The sequence below is a fragment of the Rhizobium sp. AP16 genome, assembly GCF_000281735.1.
Classification (GTDB): domain Bacteria; phylum Pseudomonadota; class Alphaproteobacteria; order Rhizobiales; family Rhizobiaceae; genus Rhizobium; species Rhizobium rhizogenes.
Genome location: NZ_AJVM01000036.1, coordinates 16,157 through 37,037, shown reverse-complemented (window position 1 = coordinate 37,037; position 20,881 = coordinate 16,157). Strand labels below are relative to the sequence as shown.

Below are 20,881 nucleotides of genomic sequence, written 5' to 3'. Positions count from 1 at the left end.
GGCGGCCGCCGCGAGCGTCGGGCCGATCAACGGAATAACCACCGCCATAACGATGTCGATCTTCGAGCACCCGTCCATGCGGGCGGCTTCCTCGACTTCGATCGGCAGGCTGTCGATCGACCCTTTGAGGATCCAGGTAATGACGGGAACGGTGAAAGCGGTGTTGGCGAGAATGAGCCCGCCAAGGCTGTTGAGCAGACCAAGCTTGCCGAAGATGGCATAGAGCGGCACCACCAGCATTGCCTCGGGCAGCATCTGGGTCGCGAACAATACGAAGCCAACCAGTCCCATGCCGGCGAACTTGAAACGCGACAGCGCATAGGCAGGCAGGATGGACAGAACGATGCTCAGAACCGTCGTGCCCGCCGCAACGATCGTGCTGTTCAGCAGCCAGGTCGCGACCGGTATGGTCTTGAAGACCTCGAGATAAATGCCGGCTTCAAAGAGCGACGGCAAGAAGTGCGGCCGGTCGACGAAGAGATCCCCCGAGGGTGTCAGGGACGTGACCAGCATCCAATAAATTGGAAAGACGGCGACGCCCAGAAGTGCCAGAACTGCGATCATGCGAACTGCGTGCTGCCAGGGATTGGTTTTCATCAACGTTTCCCCTGCAACTTTTCAGCGCGTTGCGTCACCTTGAAATAGACTACGGTCACGACAAGGGCGACCAACAGGCCAATCATGCCGATTGCGGCGGCCGTGCCGAGATCGCGGTAGACGAAGCCATTGCGGTAGAGTTCGATCACAAGCGTGTTTGTGGCGCCGAGCGGGCCGCCTTGCGTCATCAGCCAGATCAGATCGAACCTGCGCAGCGACCAGATGGTGATGAAGAGTGCAAGCAGCATCACGGTTGGTTGGATCGTCGGCCAGACCGCCGTCTTGAAAATATTGAAACGATCGGCTCCGTCGATCATGGCCGCTTCGCGAATCTCCGGCGAAACGCCCTGCAATGCAGAGAGGATGACCACCGAGGAGAATGGAAATATTTGCCAGATCGTCGTCATGAGGATGGCCGGCAGCGCCAAGCTTGGATTGTCCAGCCAGTTCTCATTCGCGAAAGGCAGGCCCAATGTTCTCAGGGTGTGGTTGAAAATCCCGTATTGCGAGTTGAGTATCCAGGTGAAGATCAGGGCGACGGCCACCGGCGGCGCTGCCCAAGGGACGGTCACGAGCGCCCGCGCAACCCCTCGCCCCAAAAACGGGCTGTTCAGGAGCAATGCGGTGCCAAGACCCAAAGCCAGAGACAGAAAAACGCAGGCAACCGTGTATATTGCGGTGACCCACAATACCCCCACGAAGTCGCCGGTCTCGAACAGGAAATTATAATTGTCGAGACCGACGAAGGTCTGGTCATCCGGCGCCAGCAACGATGTCGAGGTGAAGCTGAGCAGAAACTCCTGGATCAGCGGAAAGACCTGAAACACCAGGAGATAGACGACGATCGGCGCAACGAAGATGTAGGGCGCCCAGCGGCTGCCATCCAGCGAGCCGTCTTTCGGGGTTGTCTTTTGCATGATCTTGACCCGCCGTGATGGAACTACAAGTGAGAGGCTGCGCCGCGTTCAGCGGCGCAGGACCCGACGTTCGATCAGCTTTTGTGCAGCGTCCATCGCTTCTTGCGGATCTGTTCCGCCCTGAAGAACCTTGAGGACATTTTCGAGCACGATCTGCTGGATCTCCGGCGTCTTCGTTTCCATGCCCATGACGAGCTGCGGCACTGCGTTCTCCACCTGCTTGTCATAGACCGCAAGCCACGGCTGAGCGGCATTCTCTTCCGGCGTCCGGTCTACGACGGTTCCGATGAGGGTGCCCATCGCCGTGCTCAATTCCTTCTGGTTTTCCGGCTCAAGGGCCCATTTCAGGAAGGCGACAGTGGCGTCTTTGTGCTTGGTGTTCGCGTTGATCGACAGCATCGTCATGATCAGACCCTGTGCCGGCGTCGGGAACGGTGACGGTGCGGCCGCGAAAGCCAGATTGGGGGAATTTTGATGGAAGATGGCTGCAACGCCGCCATTGTCGATCTCCATTGCCACCTTGCCTTCCCAGAACATGCGGCGATAGGTGGCGGCATCCGCGCCCTTCGGCGTTATGTCGAGATCATAGGCTTTCTTGTAGGCGGTAACACCGGCCACGACTTCAGGGCTATTGACGGTCAGTTTGCCGTCCTTGCTCCAGCGGCCGCCGAAGCCAAAGACATAATTGCAAAGATCCTGCCAGAAGCCCGCGCGCTCCGCCATCGTGGCGCGGTAGGCATAACCGAACTGGCCGTTGCCGGTCATTTTCTTGGCGGCATCCAGAAACGCATCGAAGGTCGTCGGCACCCCGGCCTTCAGGAGATCCTTGTTGTAGAGCATCGCGTATCCGGTCGTATCGAAGATGACCCCATATCGCTTGCCATCAACCTTCAGATACTTGTCCGGTGCGGTGAATTTATAATCGCCATCCTTGATGACATCGTCCAACGGCAAAATCTTGCCCGACGGGACGGCGGCGAAATAGTCGATCTGGTCAAACCGGATGATATCAGGCCCACCGCCACCGCCCATCTGGGTGAACACGGTATTTGCGAAGCTCGAGAAGGGAATTGCGATAGGCTGGACTTCGATTTTGTCCTGGCTCTTGTTGAATTTGTCGACCCATGCCTTGGCCCGGTCACCTCTTCCCGCTTCGGAGAACATTGCCGCGGCGAAGGTGATCGTTTCCTTTGCCTGGGCAACGGCCGAGCCTGTCATTGCACCGAGCGCCAGAGCCGACACCACAAGGCCGATCGATACGCGCATCCCACTGGATAGAATCTGCATGAAACTTTCCCTCCCTTGTCTGTTTGTCGACCTCAGCGCCTCCCGCCCAAGTCGCCCAGACTTCATCCTCACTTCATAGAATGTTGTGATATTTCACAAAAGTCAACAGCCAGCATTCTTGGTTCCGTCGCGAATTCGAACTGTAGACCCGGAAAGCTCCCATCCGGCAATCGCGACGGCAGTGGCACTATCCGCATCCCAATCAGATTCCATCTGTGTGAATCCACTCGAAGCGCAGCGCCAGAATCGCCCTAACCCCAAGCAACGAACTCAAAATTGGATACGACTTGGGGCAACGCCAAAACCCACCGCTGCCGACGTATCCAGGCGCCGATTGATAGTCGATCCCCAGCCACAGGCAGCTTCGAAGAATTGCATTTGGCAAACTGGTCTTTGGCCCTGGAGATCGATTTCTTTTTCATGAACGATCATTGCGACCCCCATCCAGTAGCGGTTCGACGAACACCGGCGCACATGGTAGCGGAGGTCCGTTCCGGTCAGGACAGCCGACAGCATGAACGGACCGAGCTATCGAGTAACGGCCTTGGCACTCCTTGGATCAAAACTGCCTCGTCCTCGGCGTTTTTCATTCAAAGCGCATTGATGCAGGTCGCAGGATATTCAATCGTGAGTCCGTGTTTTCATGTTATCGGAGAACAGCCGTTCTCCAAGAACGTGTCCCGTTTTCAGGATAATTCAGTCTCGCGATGACTCCATGTGGATGCTCTCTGCGGCGCAGACACATGATGGAATTTCTTTCCTTGCAGCTCACACTCGCTCGACAATCATCTCCGCGGCCTTCTCGGCGATCATGATGACCGGCGAATTCGTGTTGCCCGAAACGATATTCGGCATGATCGAAGCATCAACGACCCTCAGTCCGCCGATGCCGTGTACGCGCAGCCGGGCGTCGACAACCGCGTTTTCGTCGCTCCCCATCTTGCAGGTGCCGACAGGGTGAAAAATCGTCGTCGCAATGTCGCCGGCCCTTCGGATCAGTTCCTCGTCGCTCTGGAACTCCGTGCCTGGCAGCATTTCCTTTGGCGCGAAGGCCGAGATCGAGCTTGTGTGCATCAGGCTACGAGCATGGCGGATCGATTTGGCCGCGACGATGCAATCTCGGCTCGCCGATAGGTAATTCGGCTTTATGTCCGGTGTCGCAGAGGTGTTTGGACCCGTCACATGAACCGTTCCCCTGCTTTCCGGACGGAGATTACAAACAGATACGGTCACGGCTGGATAGCGATGCAGCGGCTCGCCCAACCGGTCGGTGCTGAGAGGCTGGACGTGATATTCAAGGTCCGCCGTCGCCAGGGATGGATCGCTCTTTGCAAAGATGCCGAGCTGGCTGGGCGCCATGGAAAGCGGACCGGACCGGCGAAAGGCATATTCAAGCCCCATGCCCGCGCGGGCAAAAAGGTTGTGGTAGAGCTGGTTGAGCGTCTTCGCGCCCTCGATGCGAAAGACAGTGCGGATCTGCAGGTGATCCTGCAAATTCTCGCCGACACCGGGCAGCGAATGAGCCACGTCGATGCCTGCGGCCCGCAATAGGCCGGGACTGCCGATCCCGGAAATTTCCAGTATCTTTGGCGAATTGATCGCTCCGGCCGAGAGAATGATGTCTCGCCCGGCACGCGCCATGTGCAACCTGCCGTTCATTCGAAAACGAACACCGGTGGCCCGGAGGCCGTCGAGTTGAAGTTTTTCCGTTTCCGCCCCAGTCAGGACCCTGAGATTGGGCCTTTTCATCGCAGGGCGCAGGAAGGCCTTGGTGGTGTTCCAGCGCACTCCGCTGCGCTGATTGACCTCAAAATAACCCGAGCCCTCATTATCGCCGCCGTTGAAATCATCCGTCTTCGGAATGCCGAGTTCCGCCGCTGCCTCCCGGAACGCGTCGAGAATCGGCCAGGAGAGGCGCTGCCGCTCCACACGCCATTCGCCGCCCTCCCCATGCAGGGCCGATTTGCCGCGGTAATTGTCTTCGGACTTGAGAAAATACGGCAACACATCGTCCCAACCCCATCCGGCATTGCCCGCCTGCCGCCATCCGTCATAATCGGCGGCTTGCCCACGCATGTAGATCATTCCGTTGATCGAGGAGCAGCCACCAAGCAGCTTTCCGCGCGGATAAGGAAGCGATCGGCCGTTGAGTCCGGGCTCAGCGGCAGTCTTCATCATCCAATCCACCCGCGGGTTGCCCATGCAGAAGAGGTAACCAATCGGGATGTGCACCCAATGATATCGGTCGCTGCCGCCTGCCTCGAGCAACAGCACACGGTTTGCCGGATTTGCAGAGAGACGATTGGCCAGCACACATCCGGCCGACCCGGCTCCGACGATGATGAAGTCATAGGAACCGGCATCTGCGATCGCCTCGTTCGAAGATCCGCTCATTTCATGGCTCCTGCTATTTGATCGGCCCCTGAGGCAAGGCGCCGCCAGATCGGGACCATCGCCTCGGCGATATCGCGGTAAAGGCCATAACGCCGTTCATAGTGGCCTTCCAGGCGCCTGTTCGGCGTATAGTTGCGCTCCATCCGCACCATCGAGGCCGCGCCTGCGGCAAAGTCCGCGAAGATACCGGCGCCTGTTCCTGCGGTGATTGCCGCTCCGAGCGCACCGGTTTCGCGCGAGCGCGCGATCGACACAGGCAGACCCAGAACGTCGGCAAATATCTGCGGCCAGATCAGGCTCCGGGAACCGCCGCCCGAAAGCACCGCTTCGTTGAAGACGGCTCCGGCTCGGCGCATTGTCTCTATGTGCTCACGGTGACCGAAAGCGACGCCTTCGAGGACAGCACGCACGAGATGCCCCTTCGTATGCCAGCCGGCAACACCATAAAAGCCGGCGCGGGCATTGCCGTTCTGCTGCGCGCCATAGAGGAACGGATGATAGAGCGGGTCATCCGCAGCCGGCTCAATAGCGGCGGCGAGTTCGCCACAGAGATCGAAAGGTGAGCGGCCATCCGTCGAAGCGTCGGAAAAGAATTCCCGCACCAGCCATTCAAGATTTGCCGCCGACGTGGCGCTCGACTCGATCGCCATATAACGCTCCCGGTCGAAGGTAGAGGACATGAAGACTGGCCCGGCCAGCTGCGGCCTGTCGATGATGACCTGATTGATGCTCCAGGTTCCCGCGATGATCGAGGCGGCACCCGTTCGCGTGACGCCGGAGCCGACGGCAGACGCGACAACATCGAACAGACCGCCGACAACAGGCGTGCCGGCGGCAAGCCCGGTCTCGATGGCCGCCTCCGTCGCGATCTCCCCCGCGATATCCGTGCTTTCAATCAAGGGCGGTAGAAGCTCCATGCAGTCGCCAAGGCCATAGGCTTCCATCAGCACCCGGTCGTAGCGGCGATTGGCGACGTCAAGCAAACCGCAACCGGTCATATCGGAAACCTCGCTCACCCGCATGCCGGTGAGCCGATTGACGATGAAGTCCTTGCACAGGAAAACCGTGCCAATCCTGGCGAAGGTTTCCGGCCGATACCGTTTCAGCCAGGCAAGCAAGGTCGGCGTCTGCGACGGCCACGGCCGCTGCTGGCCGATCGGATAGGTGCGGTCACCAACCCCTTGCGCCTGCCATTCCTCGACGAGAGCCGCCGCTCGCGTATCCAGCGATTGAATGCCGAGCAGCGGCTGCCCATCGCGATCCAGCGCATAAAGCCCGTTTCCGTGACCGGCACAGCCAACGGCAATGATATCTTCTGGCCGGATTGAGGCCCGCTCGATGCAGATGCCTATGACCTCACGGGCATTCGCCCATAGCTCGTCGAGCCCGCGTTCCACATGTCCAGGGCATGGCATGCGGCTGTGACCCTCTGCCGCCGCCGCCGCAATTTCGTTGCCCTCCCGGTCGAAGATCACCGCCTTGATGACGGTGTTGCCGGCGTCGAGCCCCAATAGATAACCTGCCATGCCGAACCCCTCCCAAGGCTCCCGTCTTCATTGTCAGCCGCGCTGATAAAGCGCGAAGGCTTCCTCGCCGCCGGCATCGTCATGTATGATCGCCATCAGCCCGCGCACGACGGCGCCCGGATTGGCGTGCTGATAGATGTTGCGTCCATAGACCATGCCCATGGCGCCCTGCCGCATCAAGGCCGCCGATTTGTCGAAGACGGCGCGAAGATCTTCCTTACCGCCGCCGCGAACCAGAACCGGGCACCGTGCTGCCTCGACAACCCTATGAAAATCCTCCGCATTGGTGGTCGGGTCCGCCTTGACGATATCCGCCCCCATCTCCCGCGCCAATCGCGTCAAGGTGACGATCTTGTCCGCATCACCATCGACCATGTAGCCACCGGCCCTGTCCACCGGTTGCATCACGAGCGGCTCGATCATCAATGGCAGGCCGTACTTGTCGCAGTCCGCGCGCACGCGGGCAATATTCTCAACGCATTGGCGAAAGAGATCCGGCTCGTCTGGAAGCATGAAGAGATTGACGACGACGCAGGCCGCATCCATCTCGATCGCGCCGATCAGCGGCTCGGCTTCGTTCTGGAGCACAGCCCACATGTCCCGGTGACGCGTGCGGTTATACGGGTTTCCCATGTCAACGCGCATCACCAGCGCCGGCTTATTCTTGGCGGCAATAGTTTGCAGCAGGTCTGCCTGGCCGTAATTCATCTGGATCGCATCGGGGGCCGCCGCCGCCAGGGTCTTCACGACCGCCGGCATGTCTTCGAGGCCGTTGAGGAAGGACGGCTCGTTGCAGACACCGTGATCAATGGCCACGTCCAGGCAGCGACCGCCGTTGAACAGCCGGTTCATCCGGACTTTGCTGTTGCTTCGCATTCCATGCTCCTTTGTTCGTTCCGGTCTGTAAGAGTGCTTTCGGTGACGCCATGGCGTTCACGCAAAAGGGTGAGAAAACGGCCGCGTTCGGCAGCGCTCTGCGTCGGTGTCCAGGCTTTTTCCGCAGCCAGAAGAGCGAGCACCGCATCCATCATCTGCTGGGAGAGATCACCTGATATCGCAAGCGTGGTGCGCCTCAGCAGCACGTCGTCAAGATGTTCCGCCGCCTCGTTGCGGATGAGAAAAAGCAGTTCGCGCTCCGAATAGTCCGGATGCGGCATGGGTCTGTCGGGTGCCGTCGCAACGAAGCCGGCGATCGCTTCCGCCTGCGTGCCGTAGCGGCTGAAAAGTGTCGCCATGCGACTGCCCGGAATTCCTTTCTCCGAGGCCACTCGGGCGATCCAGGCAGCACGATCCAGGGGAAACCGCCGCCCACCGCCGATCGCGCGGTCGGCGGTCGAAATTCGCCGCTCTTTCCCCAGCCGCTCCAGCGCGAGATCGGCCGCGAGTTCGCCGAACGACCGAAAGGTCGTCCATTTGCCGCCGATCATGCACAGCACCGACGGACCACCATCGTCGGCGTCCACGACCGTGCAGAAATGATCGCGCGGGATGCGGCCTGTGAAGCTGTCGGTGCTCGCCGGCAGTGGCCGCACGCCGGAGAACTGGAAGCTGATCTCTTCCGGCCGGATCGCGATATCGGGCAGAACGAAGGACAGGGACTGCAATATGTAATCCCGCTCGTCCGCTTCGCAGCGTACACTGTCGGGATCGTCGATGCGGATATCGGTCGAGCCGACCAGGACCCTGCCCAGATAGGGAAACAGGATGCAGATCCGGCCATCCTCGTTCTCGTAGTAGATCATGTGGCCGGCCAGCGCTTCGTAAAGCCTCGCATTGCCGATGATGAGGTGAGAGCCTTTGGTTCCGCCCATCAGGGGTGCCGCCTGCGTTTCAGGTTTAAAGAGCGTACCGTTGGTAATGTCGATCCATCCGCCGGTTGCGTTGATGATCAGCGTCGGTTCGATCATTGCCGAAGAACCTGCGATGGTGTCGCGGACGAGATATCGGCCTTCGCCGGCCGCGCGGATATCGGCATAATTCAGCGCCCGTGCCTGCCGCCCGGCCGACAGTCCGTCGTCCAGCAGTTCGATGCCGAGGCGTTCCGGGTGGCTGACCCAAGCATCGTAATAGGTGGCCGAACTCTTGATGTCGGGATTGAGCGCCGGCCACTTGGCAAGCGTGCTGCGCCGGCCGCGAAACTGATGTCGCGGCATCATCGCCCGCTTGCGCGTCAGGAAGTCGTAGATGCTGAGCCCGGCCTTGATGGCGATGGCACCGCGGCGACTGGGCCGGCGGGTCAACCCCAGGAAGCGAACCAGGCCATTGCCAAGCCCGGAGACGATATCGAAGACCGGCACCGTCGTCGGCAGCGGAGCGACATAGTGTGGCGCATTGCGCAGCAGTCGATCACGCTCGACGAGCGATTCCTGCACCAGCTTGAACTCGCCGTTTTCGAGATAGCGAAGGCCGCCATGCACCATGCGCGACAATGCCGCGCTCGCCCCCGAGCAATAGTCATGCTTCTCGATCAGAAGCACATTAAGCCCCTGCAGCGCCAGCTCGCGAAAGACGCTGATGCCGTTGATGCCGCCGCCGATGACACACGCGTCCACCTTCGGGCTCCGGCGAAGCCCGTCGAACGTCTCTTCACGATTCATGATGACGATCCGTTACCTGTCCATATCGGTCAGTTTCGCTGAAATTGCTGCATCGATGGCTGATCGATCATCTGCATCCAGCCGTATGGTTCCGGCCCGGGCATTGTCGAGCGCCTGCGCGGGATTGCGCGCGCCACAGAGGGCAAAGGTGACGCCGGGTTGAACGAGCGTCCAGGCGATGACGATTTGCGCAACACTGGCCTTGTGCCTATCGGCAACCGGCCTGATGGCAGTCGCAAAGGCCAGCGCTTTCTCGCGGTTGGAAACGGAAAAGCGCGGATTCTCCCGCCGTTGATCGTCGCCGGAAAAGACCCGGTCGGGTCCAATGGTGCCGGACAAAAGGCCGAGTGCAAGCGAGGAATAGCTTAGCGTCGAAATGCCGTTCGCTCGGGTCAGCGGCAGCAGATCGATCTCGATCTCCCGGTCGATCATGCTGAAGCGCTCCTGGATGGCATCCAGGCCGCCAGTCGAAATATAGGCTTCAAGTTCCGGCGCTCCGACATTGCTGGCGCCGATTGCCCGGATTTTGCCCGATGCCTTCAGATCTTCCAGCGCCCGCATCGTCTCCTCGACCGGGGTGGTAGGATCCTGCCAATGGGTGATGTAGAGGTCGATATAGTCCGTCGCGAGGCGCCGCAGGCTCTCTTCGACCTCGTGGAAGATCGCATCGCGGCCAAGATAGCGGTGAACCGGTCTGCCATCCTGATCGAAGAAATGTCTGCCCTTGTCGGTGTGCCACACGAGGCCGCATTTGGTGGCGATAACCGCCTTGTCACGGCGGCCCGCAAGCGCCTTGCCGACGATCTCCTCGGATCGACCGAGCCCGTAGGCCGGTGCTGTATCGATCAATGTGACGCCGGCATCCAGCGACGCCTGGATCGCGGCGATCGATTCCGCCTCATCCGTGCCGCCCCACATCCAGCCGCCGATCGCCCATGTTCCGAGGCCGACTGCGGAAGCGGCGACGCCGGACCTTCCTATATCGCGTATCAATTGCTGCTCGCTCATGCGCGTTGTCCTTCGCCGTTTGCGAGCGCCAAAACGCGCGCGCCGGTCGCTTCGTCGGTAACCAGCGTATCGAGATGATGACCGCGCATGACGCTGAGGATCGGCCCTGCCTTGTTCGGCCCGCTTGCCACGCCAATCTTCGTCGGGATCGAGGCAAACTCCGGAAGGGTCAGCGAGACCAGGGACCGGTTGAGGCTGTAATCGCAAATACTGCCCTGGTCATCGAGCAGATGCGCCAGCAGTTCGCATGAGGCGCCGGAGCGTTCGATTGCTGCGCGGTCGGTGCTCGAAGAGGGATGCAGGTCATAATAGCTGGAGTCGTCGGAAAGAATGGAGCCGATGCCGACGACCGCGACCTTGGCCTCGCGCGCCTGCCTGAAGACGTCGGCAACCGAGCGCATGTTGATCAGCATGTCGCGCTCGGCGGCGCTGTCGGCAAAGAGAGGCGCGTGGATCTGGAATGAGTGGCCGCCGAGCCGGTCGGCCATCATCGTCGAGACGTGGTTCACATCCGTATAGTGCTTGCCCTGCACGCAGCCGGTTGCCGGGATGACCGCGACATCGAAACGGCGCGGCGGCTGAAGGCTGGCAACAACTGCGCTGACACCCTTGCCGCCGGTGATGCAGATGGTATCGCCGTCCGCAATCTGCTCGAGAAGCAGCCGCGCCGCCGCTTCTCCGACCGTCTGCAACGTCGTTTGCGGATTATCGGACACCGTCGGCACCACGATGGCGCGGCTGATGCCGCCAAGCGCCAGAAGCTGCTCTTCCATGTCGACCAGCGGTTCGACGGGAGATTTGATCTTGATCTCGACGAGGCCGAGCTGGCGACCGCGCTTGATCAACCGGTTGATGGTGGCATGCGAGAGGCCGAGCTGATCGGCAATCTGCGCCTGGGTCAGGCCCTCAAGGAAGTGCAGAACGAGAGCCTGATGCATCTGGCGCGCGATGACGATTTCCTCGCGGGGCGCGGATGGGGATTTCGACTTTGCAATCGGCATGTCAGGCAGCCTTCCGCTTGTGCAGGAAATGGTCGATGGAAACGGCGGCGAGTAGAATGCAGCCTTTGATCATGTCCTGCCAATAGACCGATACATTGAGCAGGATCAGCGAGCTCGTGACCACGGACAAAAGCGCGATACCGAGGATGGCGCCGAGGATCGTGCCGGAACCGCCGCTCAGGGACGCGCCGCCTATGACGGCCGCTGCGATGATGTTGAGCTCCATTCCGACGCCGAAGGTGGGCGTCGCGGCGCCAAACCGCGACATGTAGATGACGCCGGCAACGCCTGACAGCGTGGCGCAGAGCACGGTGACCCAGAACTTGACCTGGTTGGTCTTGATCCCGGAATAGAGCGCCGCCTTCTCGTTGCTGCCGGTGTAAAAGACCTTGCGGAAGGCCGTTGCCCTGCGCAGCAGAAAGTCGAAGATGGCGACCACGGCGACAAAGATCAGGATCACAAAGGGCACCCCGTAAAACGTGCCCTGCCCGATGGCCTTGAAGGAAGGCGGCAGCGTGAACAGTGACAGCGGCGTTCCCTTGGTGATGATGAGGCAGATGCCGCGCACGATCACCATGGCGGCCAGCGATGTGATGAAGTGATTGAGGCCGATGACGGTGACGAAGAAGCCCATGGCGCAGCCGATCAGCGCGCTGACGAGGATGCCGATCAGCGACGCACTCCAAGGATCCAGTCCCATCAGGAATAGCGATCCCGACAGGACCATCGAGAAGCAGACTACCGACCCGACCGAGAGATCGATACCACCGACAATCAGAAGGATTGTCATGCCGACGACAACGATGCCCTCGACCGAGAACGACATCAGCATCGCCCTGAAATTGCCGAGCGTCAGAAAATGCGGGGAGGCGAAGCTCATCAGAATGCAGAGGGCAAGAATGATGGCGATCAGCCCCGCTTCCCGCATTGTTCCAAGCTTTCTCCAGGAGGAAGCGCGCTCCCTCGTCACCGCCAATGCATGATCTTTCATTGCCTTGTCCCCCGTTTCTGCCTTTTTCTCAGACGGCATGCTCTGATGCCTTCGATGTGGTGTGTTGTCCGGTGCCGATACCCGAAGCGAGTCGCATGATGGCCTCTTCCGTCATCGCTGCTCCTTCGAGCTCGCCGGCAACGGTGCCTTCGCGGATGACGATCGCCCGGTCGCAAAGACCAAGGAGCTCGGGTAGTTCCGACGTGATGACGACGATGCCGATCCCGGAACGGGAGAGGTCACGCAGCAGGCGATGAATTTCTGATTTCGCGCCGACGTCGATGCCGCGCGTCGGCTCGTCCATGAGGATCACCTTCGGATCGACCGCCAGTTGTTTGGCGATGGCGACCTTCTGCTGATTGCCCCCCGAAAGCGACGATACCGGCATGTCTATACCGCCCATGCGAACGCCGAGACGGCGCGCAAGATCCTGCGCTCGCTCGGCCTCCAGCTTCGCATTCAAAAGGCCGAAAGGCCCGGTCAACGACTTCAGATCGAGAGCAGCTATGTTCTGCGCGATCGACAGGTCGAGAAATACGCCGGAGCCCTTGCGATCCTCGGAGAGATAGACAACGCCAGCCCGTACCGCATCGGCATAGGATCTCACTTGGAGAGCCTCGTCCCCAAGCCGAATATCACCCTCCGTCGTCCGACGTAGCCCGCAAATGCCCTCCGCGATCTCGGTCCGGCCGGAGCCGATCAGGCCGCCGATCCCGAGAATTTCGCCCTTGCGCAATTCGAAGCTGACATCCTGAAAGCGCTTGCCGTCGCCGAGATTGCGGACGGAAAGAATGCTCTCGCCAGTGCACTCCGCCGCGGACTGTTTTTCCGGATAGAGCTGGGTAATCTCGCGGCCGACCATGCGGCGCACCACATCTTCCGCCGTGATATTGGACACATGCTCCGTCGAAACGTATCGCCCGTCTCGAAAGACGGTGACGCGGTCGCAAAGGCTGAATATCTCCGCCATGCGGTGGCTGATATAGACGATCGAGATGCCATGAGCTTTCAGGTCGTTGATGATGCCGAAGAGCACTTGAGCTTCCGCTTCTGTCAGCGCGGCCGTCGGCTCGTCAAAGATGAGAATGCGGCAGTCGAGCGTCAGGGCCTTGGCGATCTCGACAAGCTGTTGGCTGGAAATAGGCAGATCGCCGACCTTCTGGCGGACATCAATGGGGGCAAGGCGGTCCATCATGGCCTGTGCCTCCCGCTCCAGCCTAGCAAAATTCATAAAGGGCGACCGGCGCCGGTTCGTTGTTGCCATGAACATGTTCTCGGCAACCGTCGCATCCGGGCAAAGCGCGATTTCCTGATGGACGAGACCTATTCCCAGAGACTGGGCGGCGGCCGGAGAAGAGATCTTCACGGACGCGCCGTCGATGAGGATCTCCCCCTCATTTGGCTGCAGCACCCCGGCGATAATGTTCATGAGCGTCGACTTGCCCGCGCCGTTTTCGCCACAAAGTGCATGGACTTCACCCTTTTCCAGGGCAAATGTCACATCCGTCAGCGCCTTGATGGCGCCGAAGCGTTTGCTGACATTACGTATCTCCAAGACCGGCGCTGGCGTCATGACATCCTCTCCCTTCCCTACTCTGCATCGGTTGCCCGGGATCTCCTCATCCCGGACAACCACTTTGCAAGGCCTACTCCTCGATGCCTTTCGTGCCACGGCGCTTCAGGTATTTATCCCAATAGAAATCATCGGCATTGGCCACCGTTACGATCGACAGACCATTGTCGACAAAGGGAATGCTCATCGGGTTGAAGCCGGAGCGCTTGGCATCGTTCATCGGGTCGATCAGTTCCGGATGCTTGGCAAACCACAACATCATGAAGCCCATATAGCCCTGCATGCCCTGGTTCGGATTGATCGAGCCGAACACTTCGCCGGCCTTGATCATGTCGAGGATGTTGGCATTGACATCGGCGCACATCACGAGAATCTTGCCGCCGCTTTCCTTGTTGGCCTGGGCCGCGCCGATCGCCGAATTTGCCTCCGGCATGAACACGGCATTGAGATTTGGATGCGCCTGCACCAGGCTCATGAGACCTTGATAAGCCTTGTTGGGGTCCTGGTTCGACGCGGCCCGTCCGACGAGCTTCATGCCAGGATATTTTGTTTCCATACGAGCGATGAAGGCGGCGATGCGCTTGTCGTGGTTGTCCTGGCCCGGATTTTCCAGCACCGCGTATTCACCCTTACCGCCAAGCTTCTCCGCGATTGCATCGGCGGCGTAAGTGCCTTCACGCGTATTGTCCGAAGTGATGAAGGAGATGCGCTTGGAAAGCGGCGAATCCGCCGCGAAGGTGACGACTGCCGTGCCCTGATCGATGGCGCGGTTGATCGGCTCGATGAATGGGTCGGAATTCATCGGATGGACAAGAATGCCTGCCGGATTCTGGGCGAGCGCCTGATCGAAGGTGGCGATCTGCTTGTTGACGTCATATTCCGGCGTACCGGTATAGGCGGTCTCGCAGCCAAGTTGCCGACCGGCCTGCTTGAACATTTCGTAGACCGGGAACCAGTATTCGACGCCCGAAACCATGACGTTCATGACGTATTTCTCACCCGGCTTGCAGCGAAACGGGTTTTCCGTTTCAGCCGCTGACGCAGCCGTGCTCAATGTCGCGACAGCCAAAACAGCCATCGCTGTCGTGCCCAGAAAATTGCGCAAAGTTCCTCCTCGAGGCTGACGCCCCTCCCAAAAAGCCGATGGCGCACCGCGCGCCTTGTTCGTGAAACCGGACTTCCTCCTCGAACCCCGGTGGCTGTAATTAGCCTCGGAGAAATCGATATGTCAATATAATTCACGCAATGAAATATATTTCACACCAGGAGAGCCAGCTTGAGGCCGAAGACAGGTTGATGGCCGCGAGCTGGGGTCAGGTCTGGTTGATTACAGCCAGAAGATTGCGGTTGCTGCGAGAGCGATGGCGGAGAAGAAGACGGTCGGACATCGGTCGCATCGGATAGCGATGCGGCGTCAATCCTTGAGACGACCGAACGTGATCTCGATGCGGTTGCGGCATTTGTAGCGGCGCTTGTCGTATTTGACCGGCTTGTAGCGGGATTTGCGCCGCCGAATGCAGGGTTTGATGCCCTTATGGAGTAGAGCAGCCCTGAACCAGTCGGCGTCATATCCATGATCGGCAAGCATCCAGTCAATGGGTCCTGAGCCTAATCAATTTCCCGCATCGAGAAGAAGCTGTCCAAGCATTGAACAACTGGCCCAATGGCCAAATATCCTATTGGATGATGAGGGCAATGATTGAGCAAACCAGCGCCGGTATCATCACGATGACGCCAAGCTTCAGGAATGGCCACGCTCCCATATGCAGCCCCTCGCGACGCAGCGCCGTCAGCCACAGGATCGTCGCGAGTGAGCCGGTCACCGAAAGATTTGGCCCGAGATCTACGCCAATCAGCACGGCACCGGCGATCTTGTCGGAAACATCCGCCGCCTGAACAGCGTTGCCTGCCACAAGGCCCGCCGGCAGATTGTTGACGAGATTGGAAACCAAAGCGGTGACTGCGCCTGCAGCTGCAGCCGTCTGTGACGGATAGGCCGCGGCACCGTGCGAAAGATACTGCGCCAGACTGTCGATCAATCCCGTCCGGTTCAGCGCCTCGACGACGACGAACAATCCGGCGACGAGCGGCAGCACGCTCCAGGAAACGCCCTTGAACGTCTCGACCGGGCTTTTGCGCTCCATCAGCAAGATGGCCGCAGTGGTAAGGCATCCTGCCAGAAATGTCGGCAGGCCGAGATCGAAATCGAGCGTGGATGCGCCAAGCAATACGACAGCCGTGGCACACAGACCGATACCCGCAAGCTTCGCACTTGACGACAGCGGCATTTCCTGGACATCCGGCGCGACGCTATCGGCATTGATGACGGAACGTTGCGTCCAGAAGAGCGCAAGGAACGTTACGATAATGGACACGAGGGAAGGCAAGGCGAAGGCGGCAAACCAGCGCGACAGCGGCGGCATCGTACCGCCGCCGAAAATCACAAGATTGGCCGGGTTCGAGATCGGCAAGACAAAACTAGCGGCATTGGCGATGAAGGCGCAGATGAGGAGATAGGGCATGGGATCCTTCACCCTCGCCGCCCTGCATGCCGCATAGACCGCCGGCGTCAGCACGACGGCTGTTGCGTCATTCGAGAGAAAGACGGTGACGACGATGCCGACACCATAGATCAGCACGAAAAGCCGCCTTGGCGATCCCTTGGCATGGGTGGTTGCGACCAAGGCCAGCCAATCAAAGAGACCTTCCCGGCGAGCCAGTTCGGAGAGCAGCATCATGCCTATGAGAAAGAGATAGACGTCGAGGCCCTTCGTAACGCCAACCCAGGCATCGGCAATACCGATCAGCCCGAAAACCAGAAGCAGCAGCGCACCCATGACCGCCCATACGGCTTCCGGCAGTGCGAAAGGCCGCATGATGACGCCGAGTGCGGTCAGCCCGGCTATTCCCCAAGTCGTGGTCAGTGCGTTCATGTCGTTCTTAATTCGCAGATTGGTAAAGGACGGAAGGGCGATCAGGGTGTAGCGACGGCAAGGTCGTCAGCCTCACCAATATCGTTCTTTTGTGTTGGCGCAATGCTCTTATATCCCGCGAAAAAGGCAGCAGCTGCGAAAGCGGCTACGCCGCCATGAACCCAATAGGCAAGCCCATATCCACCGATATTGGTAAGCCAGCCCGCGACGACGTTGCTCAGCGAGGCGCCAATCCCCCGTACGGGGGTTCGAACGATCGACCCGGCTGTTTCAAAAACGTGGAATGGCAATAACTCGATTGGCGGCCGCTACTGTGTGCGTCGCTGATCTCCCTGCCGAAGGCCGCATATCCAAAGACGGCTCAGTTGCAGGCACTGGATTCGGCACAGGTTGCCGCAATCATCGCGGCATATCATGCGATCTGATGGGTTTCTGATGTAAAGAGGCATTGTCTTGCACGAAAAGCAGCTGACGAGTTTTATTCGTCAGCGTTTCAGCAATCTTCCGCGCTCGCTGCATAACTGTGTCCAGCGAGAGCCGCTCCTCAAGGCTTTCCAAAAGTTTGCGACCGAGCCATCCTGTAAAGGATACTGCTGGAGGACATTGTCCGTGGTGGGTCACGTCCAGCTCGCATAACTCACGCAGAAAAGTCAAAAAACTTGACAATATCTGTCAATCAGCTGGAATCTTCCAATCTTCGATTCATAAGCCTACCCGAAATCTGATCCAATCCGACAATCATTGCCTAGATCAACATTAATTAGCAGAATTTACATTAGATTATCTCATTGACACTCAGCGGATGCCTCATGACATCTGGAACTTGCTCCGAGAGCCGCAGGTTGGTGGCGATCTTACCGGCTTTGGCACTGCTGCTTGTCAGTGCCTTCGGTATCGGTGCCATGACCTATGGCAATCCGGCGCCCGATGCTCAGATGGCCGTCATAGGACCTCCGTGGTGGAAAGAGGACCGGATGGCCTCCCTAGTCGCGGCGGCCGGCGGACGGATGATTGCTGGCGGAGCACTGCCCAATATCATTGTCGTGCGCCGTGCGCCCGAAGGCGAGCGCCGCCCTGACGAACCGGAGGACCTCGTCGCCGCGCTCTATGCTGCCGGCGCCTGGCTGGTACTCGACGCGCCGACGCAACGTAGCTGTCGTGGTCTTGTCGATAATGGCAAAGGGGCAATCTGATGAATGAAATCGCCCGCCTGCGCACTGGTTTCGGACGATTGCTTGTTCCCCTGCTCTGGCTTCACGTCCCTCTGCTTGCAGCGATCGCATTCTATGTCGGCAAACCCGTTCTCATGCCGGTTCTGCTGGCCGGGCTGTTTGCGGCGACCACACATTTGTCTTGGCATTTTACGGGCAGTGCGCCGGTCACACGCTATCTAAGCTCCGTTGCGCTGATGGGTGAGCCGGCCCTGCTGGTCTATCTGACATCCGGCCTGAGTTGGCAGATGGACATGCACATGTATTTCTTCGCCACTCTGGCCCTTTTGATCGCCTGGTTCGACGCGCCTAGCCTGCTGCTGGCGGCCACGGCCATTGCCCTACACCATTTGGTGCTGAACTATACGGTGCCAGCGGCGGTCTTCGTCAATGACGCGGGCATCAACCGGGTGCTGTTGCATGCGGGGATTGTTATTTTCCAGACGACCGTGCTGATCTGGCTCGGCAACAAGCTGGTCAACGCCTTCGAGCGCATCGAAAATATGGGGCACGTTCTCACCGTGCAGAACGAGACGCTCGAAGTCCGTACGCGTGAAGCCGAGCAAGCCAACGCCGCCAAGAGCCTATTCCTGGCCAATATGAGCCACGAGATCCGTACGCCGATGAACGCCATCCTGGGCTTCAGCCATCTTCTCGGCCGAACGGAACTCACAGCGCGGCAGCACGATTACGTCACCAAGATCCGCGGTGCGAGCGACCGGTTGCTGAGCCTGCTCAAGGACATCCTGGATTTCTCCAAGATCGAGGCCGGCAAGATGGCGCTGGAAAAAGCGTCTTTTGATCCCCGGGCCATGATCGAACGGACCATGGAACTCTCTACATTGAAAGCGCAGGAGAAAGGCATCGCCATCGGCTGGCAGGTGGATCCGGCAATCCCGGCTATGTTGCGTGGCGACGAGCTGCGATTGAGCCAAGTGGTGCTGAACCTCGTCAGCAACGCCATAAAGTTCACTAGCAGCGGTGAAGTTACCCTCAAGCTCAACTTACGAGGACATCAGGATAGCCGTTGCGTGATCGAGGGCGTGGTGCGCGATACCGGTCTTGGCATGTCATCTGAACAGGTTGCACGGCTGTTCGACAGCTTTACCCAGGCCGACAGCTCCACCACGCGGCGCTTCGGCGGCACGGGGCTGGGGCTTGCGATCAGCCGTCAACTCGTCGCCCTCATGGATGGTGGCATTTCGGTGGAAAGCAAAGAGGGTCACGGGAGTACCTTCACCTTCACCGTTATGCTGGAGGAAGATGAAACTCGTCGGCACACAGTCGAGCAAAGGTCGGACGCCTTCGCCAATCTGCGAGTGTTGGTGGTCGACGATAACGAGGGTTCACGGGAAATTCTCCAAGGCTTTTGCGAAGCCTGGTCGATTATCCCGGAATTGGCAGCCTCCGCGCAGGAAGGGCTAGCGGCGATCAGTAGTGCCATTGCCGAACACCGTCCCTTCGATCTGGTGCTGCTCGACTGGAAGATGCCGGGCATGAACGGCCTGGAAGCAATCAAGGTGCTACAATCCATCCTGCCAAGTGAAGACTGGCCACGCATCGTCATGATCTCCGCCTATGGAAGGGAGCAGGCGGTCGGTGAAGCCGAAACGCTCGGCATAGACGGCTTTCTATCCAAGCCCGTCAGCGCCTCTTCCTTGTTCGACATGCTAACATGGATATTCGCCCATACGGACCAAGTACCGTCCAAGAACACTGCCGAGCACACTCCGATGGTCGCGCCAGCGCTGCGGGGCGCCCGAATTCTGCTGGTCGAGGATAACGAGATCAATCTCGAATTGGCCCAGATAATCTTGACCGACGGCGGCTTGAACGTCGATACGGCCGAAAACGGCTTGATCGCCGTGCGAAAGGTGCTTGAGGCCGGCAATCGCTACGATGCCGTGCTGATGGATCTTCAGATGCCGGAGCTTGGCGGCATTGATGCGACACGGGAGATACGCGCTGGGCTGGGCGATCAGTGGTTGCCTATCATAGCCATGACCGCGCATGCTTACGAGGCCGAGCGCCAGAACTGCCTGGCGGCGGGCATGAACGATCACATATCCAAGCCCCTCGATCCAGCACAACTGCTGGCCGCGTTGAGCCGTTGGATCCGACTGCCATTGGTGACAGATGGCCCGGCACTCGCCAGTCCTGCGTCGGCGCAACAAATTACCTTTTCGCCCTTCGGCGGACTGCCGTCTGCGCTGCCGCCTTTCGACCTTGAGGCGGCGCTTGTCAGGGTGAACGGTAACGAGCCGCTGCTGCGCAAGCTGATCGTCGATTTTGGCCGAAAATTTGCCGATGTCGTGCCCACCTTGAGCCGCCATATAGAAAATGGCGATTTCGAACAGGGGCGCATTCTCGCTCATACGCTGAAAGGTGTCTCCACAACGCTGGGCCTGTCTGAAGTCGCAACCCTGGCCACGATGCTGGAGGAGCGGCTGGCCCACCCGGCTCCATCAACCAACCCTCGTCTGCTGTCAGCATTGGCCGATGCGCTGAACTCAGCCTTTGTCGCCATTCCTCACCTCGTTCAATCTGCCGAACCAGCCGCGCGCGCGAAGGCTGATGTGCGGTTGGATATTCCCGCGGTGGCAGCCCTGACGATCGAGCTGCATGACCTTTTGGAAGATTGCCAACTTCATGCGCGGCAGGTGTTTGAGATGCTGGAGCGAGTGCTTGGCGGTCGAGCGAACGACGAGAAATTTAAGAGCGTGCGTGAGGCAATCTCTAGGCTCGACTACGCCAAAGCTGCCGCCGCGCTGCAAGAATGGTCAGCCGCATTCCCTCAAAAAAGTACTTTTGGACAACCTGACCTGCCGTGAAACTATTATCCAATG

Annotated in this window: 15 protein-coding genes and 1 pseudogene; 2 read left to right on the top strand and 14 right to left on the bottom strand. The window is 59.4% G+C overall.

Annotation, left to right across the window (positions count from 1 at the left end; genetic code table 11):
* The 14 genes and pseudogenes from PMI03_RS13805 to PMI03_RS13740 all read right to left on the bottom strand — a co-directional run.
* A partial coding sequence (locus PMI03_RS13805) for a carbohydrate ABC transporter permease (protein WP_007694160.1) occupies positions 1–597 on the bottom strand: 597 nt, incomplete at its 3' end.
* On the bottom strand, positions 597–1,514 hold the full coding sequence (locus PMI03_RS13800; RefSeq protein ID WP_007694158.1) for a carbohydrate ABC transporter permease: 918 nt from the start codon (positions 1,512–1,514) through the stop codon (positions 597–599). The genes PMI03_RS13800 and PMI03_RS13805, both read right to left, overlap by 1 nt.
* Positions 1,515–1,562: 48 nt before the next feature.
* The gene (locus PMI03_RS13795; protein ID WP_007694156.1) at positions 1,563–2,801 is read right to left on the bottom strand and encodes a sugar ABC transporter substrate-binding protein; all 1,239 of its coding nucleotides are present in this window, start codon (positions 2,799–2,801) and stop codon (positions 1,563–1,565) included.
* A 768-nt stretch (positions 2,802–3,569) separates the two neighbouring features.
* The gene (locus tag PMI03_RS13790; protein WP_007694154.1) at positions 3,570–5,195 is read right to left on the bottom strand and encodes a GMC family oxidoreductase; all 1,626 of its coding nucleotides are present in this window, start codon (positions 5,193–5,195) and stop codon (positions 3,570–3,572) included.
* Positions 5,192–6,721 (bottom strand): FGGY-family carbohydrate kinase, encoded by a 1,530-nt coding sequence (locus PMI03_RS13785; RefSeq protein WP_007694152.1) that lies wholly within the window; start codon positions 6,719–6,721, stop codon positions 5,192–5,194. Before PMI03_RS13785 ends, PMI03_RS13790 begins: the two co-directional genes overlap by 4 nt.
* Before the next feature lie 33 nt (positions 6,722–6,754).
* Entirely contained in the window at positions 6,755–7,597 is an 843-nt protein-coding gene (locus PMI03_RS13780) for a class I fructose-bisphosphate aldolase (protein WP_007694150.1), read from the bottom strand.
* A complete protein-coding gene (locus tag PMI03_RS13775) occupies positions 7,570–9,318 on the bottom strand; it encodes a glycerol-3-phosphate dehydrogenase/oxidase (RefSeq protein ID WP_007694148.1) in 1,749 nt (582 codons plus the stop codon). Before PMI03_RS13775 ends, PMI03_RS13780 begins: the two co-directional genes overlap by 28 nt.
* A gap of 12 nt (positions 9,319–9,330) precedes the next feature.
* Positions 9,331–10,326: an aldo/keto reductase gene (locus PMI03_RS13770; RefSeq protein WP_007694146.1), complete on the bottom strand. Its 996-nt coding sequence runs from the start codon at positions 10,324–10,326 to the stop codon at positions 9,331–9,333.
* A complete protein-coding gene (locus PMI03_RS13765) occupies positions 10,323–11,327 on the bottom strand; it encodes a sugar-binding transcriptional regulator (protein WP_007694144.1) in 1,005 nt (334 codons plus the stop codon). Before PMI03_RS13765 ends, PMI03_RS13770 begins: the two co-directional genes overlap by 4 nt.
* A 1-nt stretch (position 11,328) precedes the next feature.
* On the bottom strand, positions 11,329–12,318 hold the full coding sequence (locus tag PMI03_RS13760) for an ABC transporter permease (protein ID WP_085997448.1): 990 nt from the start codon (positions 12,316–12,318) through the stop codon (positions 11,329–11,331).
* A 28-nt stretch (positions 12,319–12,346) separates the two neighbouring features.
* Positions 12,347–13,891 (bottom strand): sugar ABC transporter ATP-binding protein, encoded by a 1,545-nt coding sequence (locus PMI03_RS13755; protein WP_007694141.1) that lies wholly within the window; start codon positions 13,889–13,891, stop codon positions 12,347–12,349.
* A 73-nt stretch (positions 13,892–13,964) separates the two neighbouring features.
* The gene (locus tag PMI03_RS13750) at positions 13,965–14,996 is read right to left on the bottom strand and encodes a substrate-binding domain-containing protein (RefSeq protein ID WP_007694139.1); all 1,032 of its coding nucleotides are present in this window, start codon (positions 14,994–14,996) and stop codon (positions 13,965–13,967) included.
* A 222-nt stretch (positions 14,997–15,218) separates the two neighbouring features.
* A pseudogene (locus PMI03_RS13745) lies at positions 15,219–15,488 on the bottom strand (transposase); the annotation flags it as partial.
* A gap of 79 nt (positions 15,489–15,567) precedes the next feature.
* Positions 15,568–16,824, bottom strand: a complete 1,257-nt coding sequence (locus PMI03_RS13740) for an arsenic transporter (protein WP_007694135.1) — start codon at positions 16,822–16,824, stop codon at positions 15,568–15,570.
* Positions 16,825–17,633: 809 nt separating this feature from the next.
* On the opposite strand from PMI03_RS13740, the gene PMI03_RS13735 reads away from it, so the two are divergent.
* Positions 17,634–18,017 carry a hypothetical protein gene (locus tag PMI03_RS13735; protein ID WP_007694132.1) on the top strand — a complete coding sequence of 128 codons (384 nt, stop codon included), beginning with the start codon at positions 17,634–17,636 and terminating at the stop codon, positions 18,015–18,017.
* Positions 18,017–20,866, top strand: a complete 2,850-nt coding sequence (locus PMI03_RS13730) for a response regulator (protein ID WP_007694130.1) — start codon at positions 18,017–18,019, stop codon at positions 20,864–20,866. Before PMI03_RS13735 ends, PMI03_RS13730 begins: the two co-directional genes overlap by 1 nt.
* Positions 20,867–20,881: the final 15 nt, after the last annotated feature.